24 protein-coding genes and 5 tRNA genes are annotated in these 17,385 nt (G+C 51.1%); 9 read left to right on the plus strand and 20 right to left on the minus strand.

The window, feature by feature from the left end:
- Positions 1 to 112: 112 nt before the first annotated feature.
- The 10 genes from ACZ48S_RS00380 to ACZ48S_RS00425 form a co-directional block, all read right to left on the minus strand.
- Entirely contained in the window at positions 113 to 778 is a 666-nt protein-coding gene (locus ACZ48S_RS00380; RefSeq protein ID WP_464212965.1) for a 50S ribosomal protein L25, read from the minus strand.
- A 133-nt stretch (positions 779 to 911) separates the two neighbouring features.
- Positions 912 to 3,230, minus strand: coding sequence for an MMPL family transporter (locus tag ACZ48S_RS00385; protein ID WP_464212967.1), 2,319 nt, complete (start codon positions 3,228 to 3,230; stop codon positions 912 to 914).
- Positions 3,231 to 3,378: 148 nt separating this feature from the next.
- The gene (locus ACZ48S_RS00390) at positions 3,379 to 3,825 is read right to left on the minus strand and encodes an SHOCT-like domain-containing protein (RefSeq protein ID WP_464212969.1); all 447 of its coding nucleotides are present in this window, start codon (positions 3,823 to 3,825) and stop codon (positions 3,379 to 3,381) included.
- Positions 3,826 to 3,836: 11 nt separating this feature from the next.
- Positions 3,837 to 4,121: a hypothetical protein gene (locus ACZ48S_RS00395; RefSeq protein WP_464212971.1), complete on the minus strand. Its 285-nt coding sequence runs from the start codon at positions 4,119 to 4,121 to the stop codon at positions 3,837 to 3,839.
- Between the two features lie 111 nt (positions 4,122 to 4,232).
- Complete coding sequence (locus ACZ48S_RS00400; RefSeq protein ID WP_464212973.1) at positions 4,233 to 4,604, minus strand: DUF2089 domain-containing protein; 372 nt, start codon at positions 4,602 to 4,604, stop codon at positions 4,233 to 4,235.
- A 33-nt stretch (positions 4,605 to 4,637) separates the two neighbouring features.
- Positions 4,638 to 4,814: a hypothetical protein gene (locus ACZ48S_RS00405; RefSeq protein ID WP_464212975.1), complete on the minus strand. Its 177-nt coding sequence runs from the start codon at positions 4,812 to 4,814 to the stop codon at positions 4,638 to 4,640.
- 81 nt (positions 4,815 to 4,895) lie between these two features.
- Entirely contained in the window at positions 4,896 to 5,447 is a 552-nt protein-coding gene (locus tag ACZ48S_RS00410; protein ID WP_464212977.1) for a flavodoxin domain-containing protein, read from the minus strand.
- An 11-nt stretch (positions 5,448 to 5,458) separates the two neighbouring features.
- Complete coding sequence (locus tag ACZ48S_RS00415; RefSeq protein WP_464212979.1) at positions 5,459 to 5,869, minus strand: response regulator; 411 nt, start codon at positions 5,867 to 5,869, stop codon at positions 5,459 to 5,461.
- Between the two features lie 181 nt (positions 5,870 to 6,050).
- Complete coding sequence (locus ACZ48S_RS00420) at positions 6,051 to 6,692, minus strand: response regulator (RefSeq protein WP_464212981.1); 642 nt, start codon at positions 6,690 to 6,692, stop codon at positions 6,051 to 6,053.
- A 2-nt stretch (positions 6,693 to 6,694) separates the two neighbouring features.
- Positions 6,695 to 8,188, minus strand: a complete 1,494-nt coding sequence (locus ACZ48S_RS00425; RefSeq protein ID WP_464212983.1) for a PAS domain-containing sensor histidine kinase — start codon at positions 8,186 to 8,188, stop codon at positions 6,695 to 6,697.
- Between the two features lie 212 nt (positions 8,189 to 8,400).
- Here ACZ48S_RS00425 and ACZ48S_RS00430 point away from each other — a divergent pair, with 212 nt between their 5' ends.
- The 6 genes from ACZ48S_RS00430 to ACZ48S_RS00455 all read left to right on the plus strand — a co-directional run bounded on the left by ACZ48S_RS00430 (position 8,401) and on the right by ACZ48S_RS00455 (position 11,931).
- Positions 8,401 to 8,784 (plus strand): hypothetical protein, encoded by a 384-nt coding sequence (locus tag ACZ48S_RS00430; protein WP_464212985.1) that lies wholly within the window; start codon positions 8,401 to 8,403, stop codon positions 8,782 to 8,784.
- Positions 8,785 to 8,915: 131 nt separating this feature from the next.
- A complete protein-coding gene (locus ACZ48S_RS00435; protein WP_464212987.1) occupies positions 8,916 to 9,836 on the plus strand; it encodes an ABC transporter ATP-binding protein in 921 nt (306 codons plus the stop codon).
- Positions 9,837 to 9,847: 11 nt separating this feature from the next.
- Positions 9,848 to 10,585: an ABC transporter permease gene (locus ACZ48S_RS00440; RefSeq protein WP_464212989.1), complete on the plus strand. Its 738-nt coding sequence runs from the start codon at positions 9,848 to 9,850 to the stop codon at positions 10,583 to 10,585.
- Positions 10,586 to 10,646: 61 nt separating this feature from the next.
- Positions 10,647 to 10,820 carry a hypothetical protein gene (locus ACZ48S_RS00445; protein WP_464212991.1) on the plus strand — a complete coding sequence of 58 codons (174 nt, stop codon included), beginning with the start codon at positions 10,647 to 10,649 and terminating at the stop codon, positions 10,818 to 10,820.
- Between the two features lie 26 nt (positions 10,821 to 10,846).
- The gene (locus tag ACZ48S_RS00450) at positions 10,847 to 11,170 is read left to right on the plus strand and encodes a DUF3784 domain-containing protein (RefSeq protein WP_464212993.1); all 324 of its coding nucleotides are present in this window, start codon (positions 10,847 to 10,849) and stop codon (positions 11,168 to 11,170) included.
- A 134-nt stretch (positions 11,171 to 11,304) separates the two neighbouring features.
- Positions 11,305 to 11,931, plus strand: a complete 627-nt coding sequence (locus tag ACZ48S_RS00455) for a GNAT family N-acetyltransferase (RefSeq protein WP_464212995.1) — start codon at positions 11,305 to 11,307, stop codon at positions 11,929 to 11,931.
- 1 nt (position 11,932) lies between these two features.
- Here ACZ48S_RS00455 and ACZ48S_RS00460 read toward each other — a convergent pair whose 3' ends face one another.
- Positions 11,933 to 12,322, minus strand: coding sequence for an FxsA family protein (locus ACZ48S_RS00460; RefSeq protein WP_464212997.1), 390 nt, complete (start codon positions 12,320 to 12,322; stop codon positions 11,933 to 11,935).
- Positions 12,323 to 12,628: 306 nt separating this feature from the next.
- Here ACZ48S_RS00460 and trhA point away from each other — a divergent pair, with 306 nt between their 5' ends.
- Both trhA and ACZ48S_RS00470 read left to right on the plus strand, forming a co-directional pair.
- Entirely contained in the window at positions 12,629 to 13,195 is a 567-nt protein-coding gene (gene trhA, locus ACZ48S_RS00465; protein ID WP_464214604.1) for a PAQR family membrane homeostasis protein TrhA, read from the plus strand.
- Between the two features lie 49 nt (positions 13,196 to 13,244).
- Positions 13,245 to 13,329: transfer RNA gene (locus ACZ48S_RS00470), tRNA-Leu, on the plus strand.
- A 103-nt stretch (positions 13,330 to 13,432) separates the two neighbouring features.
- On the opposite strand, the gene ACZ48S_RS00475 is transcribed toward ACZ48S_RS00470, so the two are convergent.
- Positions 13,433 to 13,885 (minus strand): helix-turn-helix domain-containing protein, encoded by a 453-nt coding sequence (locus ACZ48S_RS00475; RefSeq protein ID WP_464212999.1) that lies wholly within the window; start codon positions 13,883 to 13,885, stop codon positions 13,433 to 13,435.
- A 207-nt stretch (positions 13,886 to 14,092) separates the two neighbouring features.
- Positions 14,093 to 14,260, minus strand: coding sequence for a hypothetical protein (locus ACZ48S_RS00480; protein ID WP_464213001.1), 168 nt, complete (start codon positions 14,258 to 14,260; stop codon positions 14,093 to 14,095).
- 60 nt (positions 14,261 to 14,320) lie between these two features.
- Here ACZ48S_RS00480 and ACZ48S_RS00485 point away from each other — a divergent pair, with 60 nt between their 5' ends.
- Positions 14,321 to 14,728 (plus strand): hypothetical protein, encoded by a 408-nt coding sequence (locus tag ACZ48S_RS00485; RefSeq protein ID WP_464213003.1) that lies wholly within the window; start codon positions 14,321 to 14,323, stop codon positions 14,726 to 14,728.
- Between the two features lie 19 nt (positions 14,729 to 14,747).
- On the opposite strand, the gene ACZ48S_RS00490 is transcribed toward ACZ48S_RS00485, so the two are convergent.
- From ACZ48S_RS00490 to ACZ48S_RS00520, 7 genes are all read right to left on the minus strand, one after another.
- Positions 14,748 to 14,822 (minus strand) — tRNA-Cys (locus tag ACZ48S_RS00490).
- Between the two features lie 47 nt (positions 14,823 to 14,869).
- A tRNA-Gly gene (locus ACZ48S_RS00495) sits at positions 14,870 to 14,944 on the minus strand.
- A 26-nt stretch (positions 14,945 to 14,970) separates the two neighbouring features.
- Positions 14,971 to 15,057 (minus strand) — tRNA-Leu (locus ACZ48S_RS00500).
- Between the two features lie 3 nt (positions 15,058 to 15,060).
- Positions 15,061 to 15,136 (minus strand) — tRNA-Trp (locus ACZ48S_RS00505).
- Between the two features lie 102 nt (positions 15,137 to 15,238).
- Positions 15,239 to 15,859 carry a TetR/AcrR family transcriptional regulator gene (locus tag ACZ48S_RS00510; RefSeq protein WP_464213005.1) on the minus strand — a complete coding sequence of 207 codons (621 nt, stop codon included), beginning with the start codon at positions 15,857 to 15,859 and terminating at the stop codon, positions 15,239 to 15,241.
- A gap of 122 nt (positions 15,860 to 15,981) precedes the next feature.
- Positions 15,982 to 16,122 (minus strand): DUF5679 domain-containing protein, encoded by a 141-nt coding sequence (locus ACZ48S_RS00515; RefSeq protein WP_464213007.1) that lies wholly within the window; start codon positions 16,120 to 16,122, stop codon positions 15,982 to 15,984.
- A 229-nt stretch (positions 16,123 to 16,351) separates the two neighbouring features.
- Complete coding sequence (locus tag ACZ48S_RS00520; RefSeq protein ID WP_464213009.1) at positions 16,352 to 17,338, minus strand: hypothetical protein; 987 nt, start codon at positions 17,336 to 17,338, stop codon at positions 16,352 to 16,354.
- Positions 17,339 to 17,385 lie beyond the last annotated feature (47 nt).

The raw sequence follows: 17,385 nt of genomic DNA on the forward strand, positions 1-17,385 counted from the left end.
TTTTTAATTCGGTGATAACAACTTCGGCTCCCTCTGAAAAGAGAGAGCCGAAAGCATATTAATCTTGCCTCTTGAGGTATAGACAAGCCCTCCAATCAGGGCTTGCCTGGGCTTAGCTGTTTTCCTCAGCTTCGGCTGTTGCTTCGCTTTCAGCCTCGGCTGCTTCCTCAGCCGCTTCTTCAGCTGCCGCTTCTTCTTCCTCTTCGACTTCAGTCTTGACGCTGGTTTCGTTGACCTTGGCAATAAGGGTTTCCGGATCGGTCAGCAGGGTAACGCTTTCATCCAGTTCCAGGTCGCTGACGTGAATGGCATCGTCAAGTGTTTCCAGTGTGGACAGGTCAACACTGATGCTGGCCGGAATGTCGGCTGGCAGGCTCTCTACTTCAATGAAGTCCTGGGGATGCGCCAGCATGCGCCCCTTGGCCTTGAGCGCCGGGGCTTCACCAGTCAGGTGGATCGGTACTTTGGCGCTGATTTTCTCGGTCATTTTAACCTGGTAAAAATCAACGTGCAGCAGATCTCCGCCGACGGGAGTGCGCTGCACCTCGCGGATGAAAGCCATGCGCGGCTTTTTCACCCCGGTATTCAGCGCGATCAGGCGGGTTTTACCGGCGGTAGCAATGGTATTTTCCAGGTCTGCCGTCTCGGCCTGAAAGGCTTCTGAATTTATTGAATTGCCGTAAATATGACAGGGCGTTACCCCTTGTCTCCTCAGGAACCGGTTTTTCTTGCCGGTTACTGAACGCTTGGCAACAGAAAGTGTTATCTTTTCTGCCATTTAGAATATCCTCCTTGACTTAACAAACCTTTATTAAAGCAGAGCAGGTCGTCACAAGTCAATTGAATATGTTTATGTTAAATATATTTCCTATTAAGTACTCAAAATCCGGCGCGGTTGACTTGCCGCTCTATTATTCGAGGTCATCATGCCTGACCACTATAGGGACAGGGGTTAAACCAGGACTATTAAGATTAGGCAGTCTTCTTTTGGAACCGGAAAGAGAAGGCTTTGCCGGTGCTGTTTCTGCCGATTCTTCACCGATGCTGAGCTGCGGCAGCCACTTGAGCCAGGCGGGCAGGTACCAGTTTTTCTCCCCCAGCAGCGTCATGGCGGCCGGTACCAGTACCGAACGCACCAGGGTGGCATCAATCAGCACCGCAACCGCCAAACCGAAGCCCATTTGCTGGAACATGGCCATATCACCCAGGGCGAATCCGCCGAAGACAGCCACCATTATCAGCGCGGCGCCGGTTATCAATTTACCGGTGGATGCCAAGCCGAAAGAGATGGCATCCGCGGTATTTCGCGTCTGCAGATAGCGTTCCCGGATACGCGAGAGCAGGAATACCTGGTAATCCATAGAAAGACCGAAGAGCAGGGCAAACAGCATCAGCGGCAGCCAGCTCTCGATGACGTCAACCTGGATAAACCCGAAAAGCTCGGCTCCGACACCTTGCTGGAATACCAGCACCAGCAGACCGTAAGCAGCCCCTACCGACAGCAGATTCATCAGTATGGCTGTGGCTGGAATTACAATTGACCGGAAGGCTACGGTCAGGATGATGAAGGACAGCGACAGTACGAAAGCGAAGATGAAGGGGGTGTAGTTATCAGTTGTCTGATTGAAGTCCAGTATGCTGGCGGTATTGCCGCTGACCAGCGCCTGTACCGGCGCCTCGCCCAGTGCCTGGGGAATAATATCAGCGCGAAGAGCGGCAACCGAATCCATCGAGGCCTTGCTCTGGGGGTCACCGGCCATTACGGCGTAGATAACAGCCAGGTTTTGTTCCGGATAAGTTTGGACGGCGGTACTGTTGTAGGTAGGGTCGGATTCCAGTGAGGCGGTCAGGGAGGAGATTCCCGATTTGGTGGCCGGGTTTTCAATGTCACCGTCAAGCACGATGATGGCCGGGTCATCCATACCCATGTGGAAGTCTGACTGCAGCACCAGGAAGCCGGCTTTAGCCCGCAGGTCATCCGGCAGCCCGGAGATGCCGGACATACCGGTATTTTTATCAAAGAAAGGCACCAGGGCCAGGAGAAGCACACCGGCGGTCAGTATCACGCTGAGCAGCGGTTTATGGGTAACCACCCGGACTACACCGTTCCAGAATCCTCCGGTTTTAGTGGTGCCGGATTGAATATTGAGGCGGCGAGCCCACGGCATCCGCAATCCGTCAAGGCGGTCGCCCAGCAGGCTCATTAGCGCCGGCAGCAGGGTCATTGAAGCAATGATGGCGGTGGTTACTACCAGGATGGCTCCCAAGCCCATGGATTTAAATATGGAAAGGGGGAAGAACAGCAGTCCAACCAGTGCCAGCACCACTGTCATGCCGGAGAAGAATATTGCACGGTTGGCGGTGGCGCCGGTAACCGCGATGGCCTCGTGTTTGCCTAGCCCCTTTTGCCGTTCCTCGCGATAGCGGGAAACAATGAATAGTGAATAGTCTATACCGACAGCCAGGCCCATCATGGTTACCATGTTGGTGATGAAAAAAGTCAGGTCCATGGCCTGTCCCACCAGTGATGCCAACCCCAGGGCGGCTACGATGGCTACCACTCCCAGGGTAATGGGCAGCAGAGCGGCGACGATGGCGCCGAACACGGCTGCCAGCACCACCATGGCCACCAGGATTCCAATGGTTTCTCCTTTGGTCATGGTGTCTTCGGCCAGTTTCATGGTGTCGGCGTTGAAGGAAGCGTTGCCGGTATAAAATATTTCAAAGCCGGAGGCGGCGGCAAATTCGTCCCCTGCTTCGTAAATACTCTCGACTACTTCATGCCCTTCAGCCGGCAGTATCAGTGGTATCAGTGTAGCATGACGGTTGGTCGATACCATTGAAGGGTCGCCGGTCAGGTAATAGGTGGTTCCGCCTTTAACGATGTCGTCGCCCAGAGCTGTCAGGTTGCTGAACAGTCCTTCAACGGCGGAGCGGAATTCCGGGTCATCCACAGTATACGTCGCCGAACGGACAATGACCGTTTCATCATCAGTCTGTTCCTCCGCCGGACCCGTGGACGGCTCCGACAGTCTTTCCTCCATCAGCTTCAAGGCCTGGCTGGATTCCGGATTGTCCGTGAATTCAATATCAGTGACCAGCGCGCCGCCTAGCAAAGTGGCGATAAGAGCGCCGGAAACAGCCAGACCGGCAATCCATATGCCGATGGTCAATAGCGGTCGCCGCGCTGAATTGCGGGCCAGGGCGGCGATTCCTTGGTTAATGTTCATTGATGCCGTTTCTCCTGCAAAAATAAGTGTGATAGAAATATACGCTGCCGCTTCCGGTGCGGAAACGCGCTGAAGGATAGTTTCTGCTTGGACTGGCTAACAGTTTTTCTGCTGGCCATATGGACAGGTATGGGTTTTGGCGGAAAAGCTACTCGGCGAACACCCTTACTTTCCCGTTGCCGCCGTCAACATCAACTTCAAGTTCAGCCAGGGCGACGATGAGTTCGTCAACATCTTCGTCCTTGATGTTTTTCAAGTTGAAATTGATGCCCTTGGCTTTCAATTCTTCTTCGATTTTATCGCCGGCTTCCTTCGGGATGAGGGAAGTAAATTTAATGCCGGCTCGTATCAGGCTGACCGGCACCCTGACGTTGACCTTTTCCGCTGACTCGCCGTGGTGACCACCGGGATTGTCTACCAGTACCCGCAGGTATTTGATTCGGCTGGTCACCCGGTCAGCCAGCTGTTCAAGGCTTCCTGTTTCCGTGGAACTTTTTTCACTGTTTTCCACGGCTTGGAGCAGTTTCATTGCCTCGGTCACCGTTATTTTTTTGGCATCCAGCATTTCCAGGATTTTTTGTCGGTTATCGTTCATGGACTTTCTCCTTAAATAAAATCAATCAGCATTTTTTTACCGCCGGTTTGCATATCCAGTTTCAGGCCACGCATGGCAAATAGCACTCGCCACAGGCAGGGTCCGGAAAGCAGCAGCATACGGCTTTTCCCGGTAGGCAGCAGAATCAGGGCCAGGGCGACTATGACCGGCAGCGCCAGCAGCATCAGTGCCAGCAGAACGGGGTAGAGCAGCAGCCATGGCAGCCATAACCCTATAAAGCCCTTTTGTGAAGGTATCCTGAGATGCAGCAGCAGCGGGGGACGGTTCATCTTCATAATCTTAACCGAACAACCCTTCCAGCCATTGCCAGATCTCAGATATATGGGTTAATACAAAAACCAGCAGTATCACCGAGATAATGAAACCGGTACAACCGAGAACCCCTTTCATTCCAGTCTCCTTAAGGCTTCACTTACGTCAATTTCTCCCTTTTCCAGCATAGACAGGACGGCGCCCCTGTCCGGCTCTTTCGTTTTCTGCGGTTCAAACTCCACCATCTTGAGCTTGGAAGCCAGTTTGTCCAGTCGGTTCTTGACCGTGGGATAACTGATGCCGAACAGGCGCTCCATGTCCTTTATGGAACCGTGTGACCCGACAAACGCCATTACGAAAACCTGGTCGTCAGCGGTGAGCCTGGCCAGCGGAGGCAGGTTGAACTGACCCTCAATGCCGATGCCGCTTTCAGCGATTCTAACCTTTTCAACGATAATCGGCGCTCCGCCGGTCAATTTCGTCAGTTCTGTCCAGTCTTTCGTCATAATGTCCTCTGTAAATGGAAATTTATTTCCGGATTATCTATCCATGAAGCGGTTGATGCCCCCGCCGCGCAGGTATTGCTGCTGCCGCTCAAAGGTCTCCGATTCCGCTCGAACCCGGACTCTGGCATCGGAAGGCAGGGACCGCCACAGCAGGATAATTGAGCTTATAATGAGTAATAACAGGAACCCCATGATTTTTTTACCTTTCATCAAAGATTAAATATATTTTTTATATTAGCAGTATAAATAAGAAATGTCAATATATTGATTAAAAAAAATTAAAAAAATAAATTAACGAACTGCGGTATGCCTCGTAATATCGCCGGCAGGTGCTTTTGAAAACTGACTGGAAGGCTTAACAGCGTCCCGAGACGTTAATGATTGGCAGAATCGCTCAATCCGCTCCATTGAAATATTAGTCATGTCATCCCGAATTTTAGCCGCGTTGTGCGCCATCAGACGGTCAAGCGTATTGAGCTTATTCATGATTATCTCACCGCCGAAATAATCACGGGCTCGAGCTTGGTCCCTTAGTTCTTGGGGATAGGACGCGTCAAGCTCGGCGAGAGCTGTTTCCCCCTGCTCCATACAGCAGATGAAAAGCCCCAGTTCTTTACTTCTCAGCAGGTCGAGGTTTTTACTGCAGAATTCCCTGATTTCCCGGTGGGCGCGGCCGACGTAAATTGAACTGCCGATGACGACCCGGTGGTACTCATCCAGGTTGATTGGTTTGTTGCTTTTGACATTGTGAAGTCTGATTCCGCCACCGATGTGCTCGGCAATAATCCTGGCGCATTTTTCAGTACAGCCGTACTTGGAGGCATAGACTATGACCGTATTCATTTCCTCAACTCCTATTTTTTTGTATCCTTAGATTTATTATCCGGGCTATTCGTTTGGTCATGGTCGCCGTTTCCGGAGGCAATCCGTTCCAGCAGCGCGGTCAGGCATTCAGGCTTGTCGACTTTGGAGATGTAAAAATCCGCCCCGGCTGCCAGCGCCCTGTTCCTTAATTCCCCGGAGTTATGTATTACAGTTACCGTAACCGGATATTTTTCCTTGAGGGCTTTGACCCGGTCTTCAGGCGCCGCTTGGAGCATTGCCCATTCGACCAAAATCAAATCCGGTTTTAATTCAGTGGTCATCACCAGCAGATTCTCGGATTTACCCGTCTCTCCGGCATATTCCATGCCGGGGTATTGTTCAAACAGCAGCCGCAACGCCGAACGGGTGCTTTGTTGCCGGTCTGCCAGGAAAAATCGCATATGCTCACCTTTTGTTAATTAGATTACCAGTCGGTACGTTCAGCATAAAAAAAAATCCCGCCGAATACATCCAGCATTCGGCGGGATTTTAACTGGCCATTAGACCAGTTTTTGTAAATTGCCCTGGTGTGTTAGCCGGAACGTGTTGGCTTCAGCCTCCTATCCGGCAACAGATTATTGCTCATTCTTTGATAAGTTTTTGTTTCAACGCCAGGGAGACCGCTTCAGTACGGCTGGTAACCCCAAGTTTGGAGAGAATATTGCTCACGTGAAATTTGGCGGTGGATGCTGAAACACCCAGGCGGCTGGCGATATCGCTGTTGGGTAAACCCTCAACCATCAGCGCCAGGATTTCTTTTTCCCTGGCTGTCAGTTCATAATCACGGGCTGACGGGCTGCGCATTTCCTGGATAAGCACCTGGGTAGCCTCAGAAGATAATTTGGATTGTCCGTCTGCCGCGCCGCGGATAGCAGAAACCAGTTCCTCCGCGGTTACCGTTTTCAGGAGATAGCTAATAGCCCCGGCTTTCAGGGCGCCGTCCACCTGTTCCTTTTCCTTGAAGCTGGTCAGGATAATGATTCTGCTGTCCGGACAGCGTTCGCTGATGGTCCGGGTGGCGGTTACCCCGTCCATTACCGGCATCACAAGATCCATCAAGACCACGTCGGGTTTATAGCGTTCACACATGCGCACCGCTTCAGCGCCATCACCAGCTTCACTTACCAGTTCCAGCCCATCTTCGGTCATCAGCATGGCAGCCAAACCGCTTCTGACTACCTTGTGGTCATCCACCAGCATTACCCTTATCGGTGATTCAGTCATGTCTAATCCTCACTTTTCGGCCATGAGATAGTTATTTTGGTGCCCTTATTTGTTTTGCTTGCTATATTCAGTCCGGCGCCGATATCAGCAGCCCTTTCCCGCATGATGCTTAAACCGAACCTGTCGGAGGCTGTTTTCTCGGTATTAAAGCCGCATCCATTGTCACTGATAACCAGTGACACACGATCCGGACTGCAATCCAATTGCAATTCAGCTTTGGTTGCCCCGGAGTGTTTGATGATATTATTCAGCGCTTCCTGGGCAATGCGATAGATAACGGTCTTGACATCTGCCGGGGGTTCGCCGCAATAACCTTTTATTTCGGTTTTCACTGGAAACTGGCCTCGGCCGGAGGCCGATTCTGCCAACTGCTGCAGCAACTGGCTCAGTTCAGCTTCAGCCAGCGCTGAAGGCCTCAATTCAAAGAGAAGCGACCGCATTTCCGCCAGAGCTCCCCGTGTCAACTGCCGCACTTCCTCCAGCCGCTTCCTGCCCTCTTCAGGGTCTTTTTCCCATAATCGCGGCAGTACTTCAGCAATGATGCCGGCAGAGAAAAGGGTTTGGCTGACGGCGTCATGCAAGTCGCGCGCCAAACGGTTGCGCTCTTCCGCCGCGGCCTGCTCCATGGCCTGTTGGGCCTGTTTCATCTCCTCCAGTCTCTGCTGGGTGTGGTCGATTCCGACGCACAGGATTTCACGCAGGTTTCCCTTGTCGTCAATAATAGGCTGGTTGGTCCAGATTATCCAGACTTTTTCGCCGTTCTTTTTGATATTTTCATTCTCATTCAGCCGGTATTCTTCCGGGTGATGCATGATTCTCCGCATCATCTCTTCCAGGTCTCTGCCGGATGAGTCATGCGGCGGCACTATCGTGCCGATCACTTTCTGACCGACTATTTCAGCTTCTGAAAAGCCAAAAAAGCGTTCCGCGTATTTATTAAAAGAAGAAATCCGGCCGCGGGTGTCAATTTCCAGGATAATGGTGTTGCCGCTTTCCACCAGATGCCGGTATTTGGTCTCGCTGCGCCGGAGATTTTTTTCGGTCTGTTTGCGCCGGTTGATTTCTTCGCGCAGCAGCTTATTGGTTTGCTGGAGTTCGGCGGTGCGTTCTTCAACCCTGAGCTCCAGGTTTTCCCGGGCCTGGCGCAATTCTTCTTCTGCTTTCCGTATTGCCGTAATATCCCGGTGGATGGACAGCAGTACCGTCTGTCCGCCTATCTCAATGCGGTTTAGGCTGACTTCGGTGTCGAAAACGGTTTGGTCCGGTCTCCGGTGGCGCCATTCAAATATCTGCGGCTGTCCTTTGACCGTGGCCTTGATTCTGTCTTCCGCCTTATGGTTCGAAGGAGTTCCGTCCGGCTGAAACTCGGGCGAAAATTGCTGTGGGGTGGCCCCGATCAATTGATTACGTTCAGCCCCGAACAATTCCTCCGCTTCGGTATTGCAGTCGATAAACCTGCCCGATTCGTCCAGGAAAAGAATAGCGTGATTTTGCATTGGAGAAATCATACTAAATATGCCTCGAGATGCCAAATGCGTATAATGTCCGACTGAAATCCTTGTTGACGACATTCCAGCCTGGCTTATCGGCGGATTGGTGAAGCTGGTCTTTAGACCAGTAAAAATCCGTTCCTCGGCAGGGTTACAGTAACGCGCGGGAAATGTATGATAGGCGTTAAGGATAATTAGAAATTGACAAGGAGCCGAAAATGAAAAAGCCTGACCTGGTGGCGCTCATATCTGTCTGGGAATTTATTACCGCTTTCTTTGCTTTGGTCGGGATAGCCGCCCTGGCACTCGTGGCGCTGGCGCCGGCGTCCTGGTGGTATCCGGATACGCCGTATCTTGACGGCACCCATGTTTGGATAGTTTTCGGTGTATCCATCGGTGCCCTGGTGCTTCTTGCCTATGCCATACTGGCTGTGGCGGCGGCGGTTGGTTTATTGAAAGGCAAAAAATATGGCCGCATCCTCTCAATAGTTCATGGTGCCCTCAGCTTACCCGGTTTTCCGGTAGGAACGGTTATAGGTATTCTTCAGATAGCCTATCTGACAAAAACGGAGGTGAAGGAGTACTTCGAAAACGTACTGTAAAGTGAGCCGCAAGTGTCTTGATTTGAATGTTGCTGTTTAGGGTAAAATATGAAGCATGAAATGTTAACGAGCATTTATGACGAGGCACCTGCGGTCCTTATTCGGTAGATTAACTGGAGGGAGCGAAGAAAATGACCTATGCCGTTGAAGTAAATAGCCTGGTCAAGCGTTACAAAGATGTGGTGGCAGTCAACGGGGTCAGTTTTACGGTTTCCAGTGGTGAGATTTTTGGTTTGCTCGGTCCTAACGGCGCCGGTAAAACGACCACTATTGAAATGATTGAGGGGCTGCGTAAGCCTGATTCCGGCAGTATCAAGGTTCAGGCAATAGATGCTTTAGCTGAACCGAAAGCGTTGAAAGAAATCATAGGTGTTCAGCTGCAAAGCACCACCCTGCATGACCAGGTCAAGGTCAGGGAAGTACTGGAACTCTTCAGTACCTACTACCGGAAAAGCGCCCCTATTGACCAGTTGCTGGCTGAGGTCAGTTTAACTGAAAAGCAGGATTCTTTTGTCAGAACGCTCTCCGGCGGTCAGAAGCAGCGGGTGTCTTTAGCCCTGGCCCTGGTCAATGATCCCCAAGTTTTATTCCTTGATGAGCCAACCACCGGATTGGACCCTCAAGCCCGGCGCAATGTCTGGAAAAGTGTTGCCAAGTTGCGGGATAAGGGCAAGACTATAATGCTGACCACTCATTACATGGAAGAAGCCGAAATAATGTGTGACCGGGTTGGCATTATCGACCACGGTCAGATCATAGCCATGGATACACCGACCAAGTTGATTGCCGATACCGGGCTTGATTCGGCAGTCGAGTTTATCTGTCCAAAGGGACAAGCGGAATCAATACTCCAAAAACTGCACGATATCAGCCGCACCATTAAGCATGAAGAAGGCCAGGTGACCGTTTTCACCAGCCAGCCGTCGGCGGTGCTTCAAGAGATAACCCGCCTGTCCAACGAAAACAATATTACCCTCAGTGGTCTTTCCATCAAGAAAGCCACGCTGGAGGATGTATTCATCAGCCTGACCGGCCGGAACTTGAGAGATTAGGAGAAATTGATATGAGCAGTTTCTTAGCGCAATTCCAGATGGAAAACAGGCTGTTTTTCCGCAGTAAAGACGGATTATTCTGGACACTCCTGTTTCCCGTGTTTTTTATCATGCTTTTCGGTCTGATATACGGAAAAACGCAATGGGGTGAAATCAGGGCTATAGACCATTTGCTGCCCGGCATCATTGTCATGGCCTTAATGGTTACCGGCATCATGTACACCGCTACCGGTTTTGTGGAGGAGCGCGCCAAGGGCATATACCGGCGTTTGTCGGTAACTCCGGTGAAAAAACAGACCATTCTCGGGGCCCAATTGTTTAATCGGTACCTGCTGGTGGTGGCGCAGACGGTCTTGCTGCTGCTGGTCGGACTGCTGGTTTTCCAAGTGAATATAATCGGCAACTGGCTGCTGCTTTTTGGCCTGCTGACCCTGGGTGCTCTTTGTTTCCTTTCCATCGGCTTGGCACTGACCGGGCTGATAAAGACACCCGGCAGTGCCAACGCGGTTACCATGATTGCTTTTTTCTTCCTGATGTTTATGGGTGGTATCTTCTTCCCGGTTGATATTATGCCGGAATTTCTGAGCTATATAGCTAATCTGCTGCCCTCTACCCATTTGAATGACGCGCTGAGGGAAGTGGCTATCAGCGGCCAGAGCCTGGAAGGCATTTGGCTGGAAATCGGCGTGATAGCCTTCTGGACGATCGCGGCTTTCGGGCTGGCGGTCAGGACATTCCGCTGGGAATGAAAACGGCAATAACGATAAAATAAAAATACAATAATGGTCCCAGTTTTAAAAGGAGGCTGAAATGTCAAGAAACGCGAAACGGGCTTGGGTAAGCCTTATAAGTCTGGCTGGGTTGATAGTACTGCTGGTGGGGCTTTTTACGGATCTGTATGGCTTCCTGGTCGGCCTGATTATCACGATTGCGCTTTGGGTCGGCAGTGGTATTTTAGGCCGATACTGGGGCGTGAAAGATTAAAGGACGCTGATTCCGCTGGAGGTATCATGGAGATTGCTAACCTAGTCGGCGGCATTGGTGTTTTGATTCCCGGCATCCTGGTCCGGTTTTTTCGGATGAACAATCTTGTTGCCGGTTATAATACTGCCCCAGCGGCGGAGAAAGAGTCCTATGATCAGGAAAGACTGGCAAAATATGTTGGAAATTTTATCATCTTATTGGCCGTTATTCTTCTGGCAGGATGGGCGCTGGTAGCGTTGGGCGGACTTTCCGACGCTGCGGCACGAGTTGCCTGGGTGCTGTTCGGCCTGGTCACCGTAGTGGGACTTGTATTTCTGAATACTGGTAACCGGTTGAAAAAGACTGAATAAAACACTGCATGGAGGAAATTGATGGAAGCGGCTGCCTTTGTCTTCGGTTTGATGGGATTTATTTTCGGTATGAGTGCTTATGACAAGGTCCGGAAACTGGAAAAGAAACTAAATACTTCGCCGAAACAACAGCTATGAACCAACTCGAAGGTTTAATCAGATTATCCTCCGAGGATAAAAAACGAGCCGCTGAAGTACTGGCGCGGGCGTTCGCCGATTATGAGCTGCTGACGTATTTCTATCCGGATGAAGAGCAACGGCAAAAACTGGCTCAGACATTCGGGATGATCGCGGTTTCAGTATGCCTGAAATACGGAGAGGTCTATACTGTCTCCAGGGAATTCGAAGGAATTGCCGCCTGGCTGCCTCCCGGGAAAGCGCCATTCAACAGTTGGCAGATGCTGCGGTCCGTATCACCATCGGTAATATTGGAATTTGGCCGGCTTGGGGCAAGCCGGATGCAGTCTTTCAACCGGTTTGCGGATGCACTGCACCGCCGGTTGGCGCCCTATCCTCACTGGTATCTGCAGATCCTGGGGGTTGATCCGTCCAGCCAAGGTCAGGGGATGTCCAGCAGGTTGCTGAAACCAATGCTGGAACGGCTTGACCGGGAAAACATCCCTTGCTACCTGGAAACCAATACGGAAAAAAATGTCGCTATCTATGATAGATTCGGTTTTGAGCTTGCTGCTGCCAAAAAACTGGAAGGTACGGAAGTAACGTGCTATGCCATGGTAAGACAGCCCGTTTCTACCGGCTGAATCAGCGGATTCGGTAATAGCGTACGTTTCCCCGGCTGATCATTTTCAGTATGTAAGCTTTCAAAGCCCCTGAGGCCAATGCCCTGGTTTTGGGGATGAGCAGGGCGAAGCCAATCAGGTCGGTCAGCACTCCCGGTGTCAGCAGCAGCAGACCACCGATTAAAATCAAACCCGCGCTGAGTATGTCGTCGCCGGGCGGGTCGCCCTGGTCAATACTGCTGCGAATTTTGGAAAGGGCGGTAAATCCCTGTCTCCTGGCCAGCATCGCTCCGACAATTCCGGTAGTTATAACCAGGAGTATGGTATTGAATACACCCAGAAAATTGCCTATGTAAATCAAAATTGCCAGCTCAACCAGCGGTACGGCGATGAATATCAATACTAGCGGCACTATTGGTAAAGGTTCCTCTCTCGCTATGCTGCGTCTGCTTCAAAGTATTAAAGCTTAACGTAATCAGCTTGCGTTTAATTTTAACACCCACCCGCACCTCCGGCAAAAACGCGGTCAATTACGCCGGAAATACGGTATGACCGTCCGGAGTGTTTATTATTAACAGGTGGTCTCATCATTACCGTCAAAACTGATATAATGACCTGGTATTAAATTGCTGGCGGAGGCGGAAATATCGTAGTCAATCGAACGGAAAGGTTTTCTCACTACTCTCACCTGGGAGGAGCTATCGCCGCTGTTATCGGCCTGTTGGCGCTGGTCATTGTAACCTGGGGCCGCTGGGACTATTTAGCCGTGATGCTGGTTTACGGGCTGGCGGTCACTACTCTTTTTTCTTTCAGTGCCGTTTATCACGCCTTGAAAAGGCGCGAGAATGAAAAAACCATCTGGCGCAAACTTGATCATATAGCTATTTTTGTCATGATAGCCGGCAGTTATACTCCGCTGGTCTATATCTATCTTGAGGGCGCCTGGCGATGGGGCATGATAATAGCGCCATGGACTATTGTGGTTATCGGTGTGTTTATAAAATTGTTCTGGCTGCATGCGCCGCGGGTGCTGTCACCAATTCTGTATCTGGGCATGGGTTGGCTGGCGCTGATACCACTGCGGGAACTTTGGATGTCGATGCCGCCCTGGGCTTTTTGGGGTTTGGTCGCAGGAGGTGTGGCTTACAGCGTCGGGGCGGTAATATACGCCCTGAAACGTCCCAATCCGCTGCCGGGCGTGTTCGGATTTCATGATATTTTTCATGTATGGATCCTGATTGGCGCCGCTATTCATTTCGGGGTAATACTCGCCTCTGTTATTTAGTAGCTGGAGTGGAAATATACCGCTGGTCTTGTGCTATAATCTTGACGGCGCCGGGATGGCGGAATTGGCAGACGCAACGGACTTAAAATCCGTCGACTTCGGTCGTGTGGGTTCGATCCCCTCTCCCGGCACCACCTTTTTCCAGTAGAGGTTGATTTCTTCTCTGGTCTATTGGTCTTTTGGGGAATATGTTGTCGTAAATTACAACAGGCGCAGTAAAAGTGCGCCTGTTTTGGTTTATTCTCCGGTTGATTTTTCCGTGTTTTCTTTTGTTTTGCTGAATCTGGTTTTAAGGCCGGCGTACCATTTCCGCCACCATGGGGTGTTGGGCGGCTTGCCGTCGGTCAGCTGTTTAAGCTGCCCTTCCAGGTGACGGACACGCTCGGTAGCGGCGCCTAGCTGTGCGGCCAATGATAGGTTCTTTTCCTGGAGTTCGCGGAAAACCGCCAGCATATCGCCGGAAGCCCCGGCTAAGGGGTCATGACTGTCCAGGGCTTTTTGACTATGGCTGTCATGGCTTTCGGTTTTTTTAAGGTCGTCAGGCAATTCGGTGATGCGGTATTCTTCACCGAAAGGGCCGTTTATCAGTTCTGCCCTCAATTTACCGGCTTTAATGTAGCGACGGATAGTGCGGGTGGAAACCTTCAATTTTTCGGCTGCCTGGTTGATTGTCATGCTTTTATGGGGCATAGTGTCTATAGTCTATATATTGTGACCAGGGGTTGTCAAGGGGTTCTGCCCGGGTTTTGAGAGAAGGGTTTCCAGGGGGTTACAACAATGCTGTTCCCTGTGGACAGCCTCTGGGTTCGCTTCTTCTACACAATCAGAGTAGCCATAAATATAATTACGGCAGGAGGTTTTTCCCCGCCTGCCGTAAAGAGGATTGGTTCTATCAGGCTATTTAGCTGAATAAGCCGTGATGAGTGCAGCTACCAATGCCAGTACGCCTACAGCCGCGTGAATATGGACAGCCGTGCCTTCCTCACCCATTGCCATAATACCGCCGCCTACGGCGATTACTGCCAGGGCCGCGGTGATCAGCGTCCACATCTTGGTATTTTTCATCTCTTCCTCCGTAAATAGAAATAGCGTATTCAATGCTATAATGGATGAAAGGAGATGTCAATGGTCAAACAAATAGAAAAACGCAGTTTTAAGTCATTTGCCGGCATGATGCTGGCCGGTGCTTTTATCGGTTTCCTACTGGCGGTTCCCGGAATTCTAGTAGGTGCCTGGGCATTGTCAGGTAATGACGCTGGTGGTTTTGAAGAACTAATAGGGGCTATCATGGGGATGGTTTTCGGTTATCCACTGGGTGTGGTGCTGGGAATCTGGATTTATGCGAGGATATTCAAATACCCGGGCTCAGTATGGCTGGCGCTGGCCGGTGCCGTCATGGGAGTCGTGCTCATTTTTGGACTGGCCGAACCGCTCAACCTAAATAGCAATTCAGACGTGCTGCTGGTCAGTTACTTTACTTTGACGGTGATTCTGGCTACCTGGGGTTATCATTTGAGGCCGGGTAAAAACTGAAGCAGACTAAAATAAAGGGTGGAGGCGACGACCGGATTCGAACCGGTGAATAGGGGTTTTGCAGACCCCCGCCTTGCCGCTTGGCTACGTCGCCAGATTTATGGCCTCGGACTTTCGGGGCGTGTCCGCGGGTGTTTTGAATGGAGCGGAAGACGAGGTTCGAACTCGCGACCTCCTCCTTGGCAAGGAGGCGTTCTACCGCTGAACTACTTCCGCAATATACCTGCTATTTTAACACAAATTGGTGCCGAGAGGGAGATTTGAACTCCCACGAGCTCATCACTCACTAGCCCCTCAAGCTAGCGTGTCTACCATTCCACCATCTCGGCCGCTGGCAGGAGTGGAAGGACTCGAACCCTCGACCGGTGGTTTTGGAGACCACTGCTCTACCAACTGAGCTACACTCCTACTATGTAGGCGCAGATAGATAGCATAGCGTAACCGGTTTGGAATTGTCAATGGCCGCAGCTTGCCGGAAGGTGTCGTTTTGTGCCCAAAGAACCCGGTCGTTCAGGCTTCGGGTACGGCCAGTCCGCCTAAAAGATTTTCTACCAGTTCATTGATGAATGTCTCCGGTCTGGTACGGTGATGGAAAGCCACACTGGTACCGCGCAGAAGTACTATGGTAAAGGCCAGTGTTCTGGCGGTGACATCGGTGTTATGGGGTTTAAGTTCTCCGGCTTCAATCCTCCGGGTGAGGTAACCCTGAAAGAGGGTTACTCCGTCATTCATGATGCGGCGCCAGATTCGAGGCACGACTGGGTGGCTCTGCGTTTCATGAAAAAAGATATTCATCAGGCTTTCTTTTTGTCCCAGCAAATCAAAGAATTGCTTACCGGCTACCCTGAGTACTTTGGCTGCGGGTTCGTTATGCAGTTCTGAAAGCAGGCTTTCCAGCTGCGGCATAAAACTGTGACGCTCCACTACCGCTTCAAGCAGCTTGTCCTTGCTTTTGAAGTAGTGATACATCAAGCCCTGGGCTACACCCGCTGCCGCTGCCAGTTCCCTGACGCTGGTCTTGTCAAAACCCTTGCGGGCGAATACTTCAAGCGCGGTATCTATAAGCTGATTGCGGCGCTCCTCAGCCTTCTCATCCCTCCAGGTTGTTTTCCGGGCAGGTGTCGAATTCATTGAATGTTCAGTCATCATACCGGATGGATTATAGGTTTGGGGCACCCCGGTGTCAAGGCAAAAACCAGGACCGGACGAATAGTCGTCCGGTCCGAAAGTTTTTCTAATTAAAGCTTAATTAATTAGGCCTTGCCAATTTTGAACATCTTGGTGCCGCAAACCGGGCAGGCGCCCTGGGTGGCGGGCCGGCCGTTCTTCATGGTGATGGCCTTGGCATCTTTCATTTCTCTCTTGGTGCGGCATTTCATGCAATAACCCTGCATCAGGAAACCTCCTTCGTAAATTTGAATATACGATAGCCCAAGCTGATGCGCTTGTCAAGAGCTTTGCGGATAAAATTTTGTGAAAAAGCCCTTTATACCCGCTAATTGGTACTATCGTTTATTTTCGTTAACAGTTTATCCATCATCGGCTTGGTCCCAACAATTTCCCGGTAGCCGATATTAAATTGGTAATGCATAGCCCCAGGGACTCGCGGCACTTTCTGCCTGACTATACGGCGCCGCGGGTTATGTTGGCCAGCGGCAGCATGATGGTTTTACCGGATTTCCGGTTCAGATAGCTCTTGGTGTACTGACTGGGGAAAGAATACACCACCTGAATCCGGGGATGCTCCAGCCAGAACACAAAAATTCCGACAGTCTGCGGCTTGGTGCCGAAAGGACCGATAATCATATTAGCGGTGGCTTTGAATTCGTCATATATGGATTCAAGAGTATTCCTGATATGATACGGCGAGTCGGCGGCTGCCTGGCGCACTTCCACATTAGGTTGGGACAACAGGAAGCTGTTGTTCTTTTCGGCATAACGCAGGTATTCATCGTTGCCGTCCCGCGGGGCGGTAATAAGGCAGATAGTGCGGGTCGGATTGAACTGTTTCCATACTGACAGCGAACGTTCTGACTCAAAGCCGAGGAACAATACCAGTATGGTTTCCTTTTCCATGGACATGGAACCGAAAAAGTTGGGAACGGTGGTAATCTGGTGAACCCCTTGAGTCAGGCGACTGGGGGCGTAAGTCTGAGTGGTATGCAGGATGCGGGGCAGACCCAGGTTTAATTCGGCAACAAGGTAATGCAGCAGGCCCAGCATGTATATTTTGGAAAAACCGCTGATGTCCAGGGTGATATGCGGTTCATCCTCATCCTTGGGTCGGCATCGTTTCCAGACGCCTTTCAACTGGGATATACCTTCGGTAGGATCATCCCTTTGACAGCGGATGACAAATACACCCTCGGAAGTTTTACGGGCCAGCAGGTTTTGGATCTTGAGCAAATTGCTGTCTATCTGCTGCTGGTAAATCGGCTCTTCAATGACAAAAATAATGGAGAAACGAACGCGGAAGTTGCCGGACAGGCGTTCCGCGGCGGCAATGCTCCTGTCTTCAAATGAAGCACAGCAGATGAACAGGTCGTCAGCGCCATATTCGTTCAGCCGTCCAAGGCTCTCGATTACAATGGGCTCATCGTTCGCCCGCATTCGGCAGCATCTCCATTGTGGATTTAGGGCCAATATAAAGACCTCAA

Source organism: Dehalogenimonas sp. NIT-SK1, from assembly GCF_055384165.1.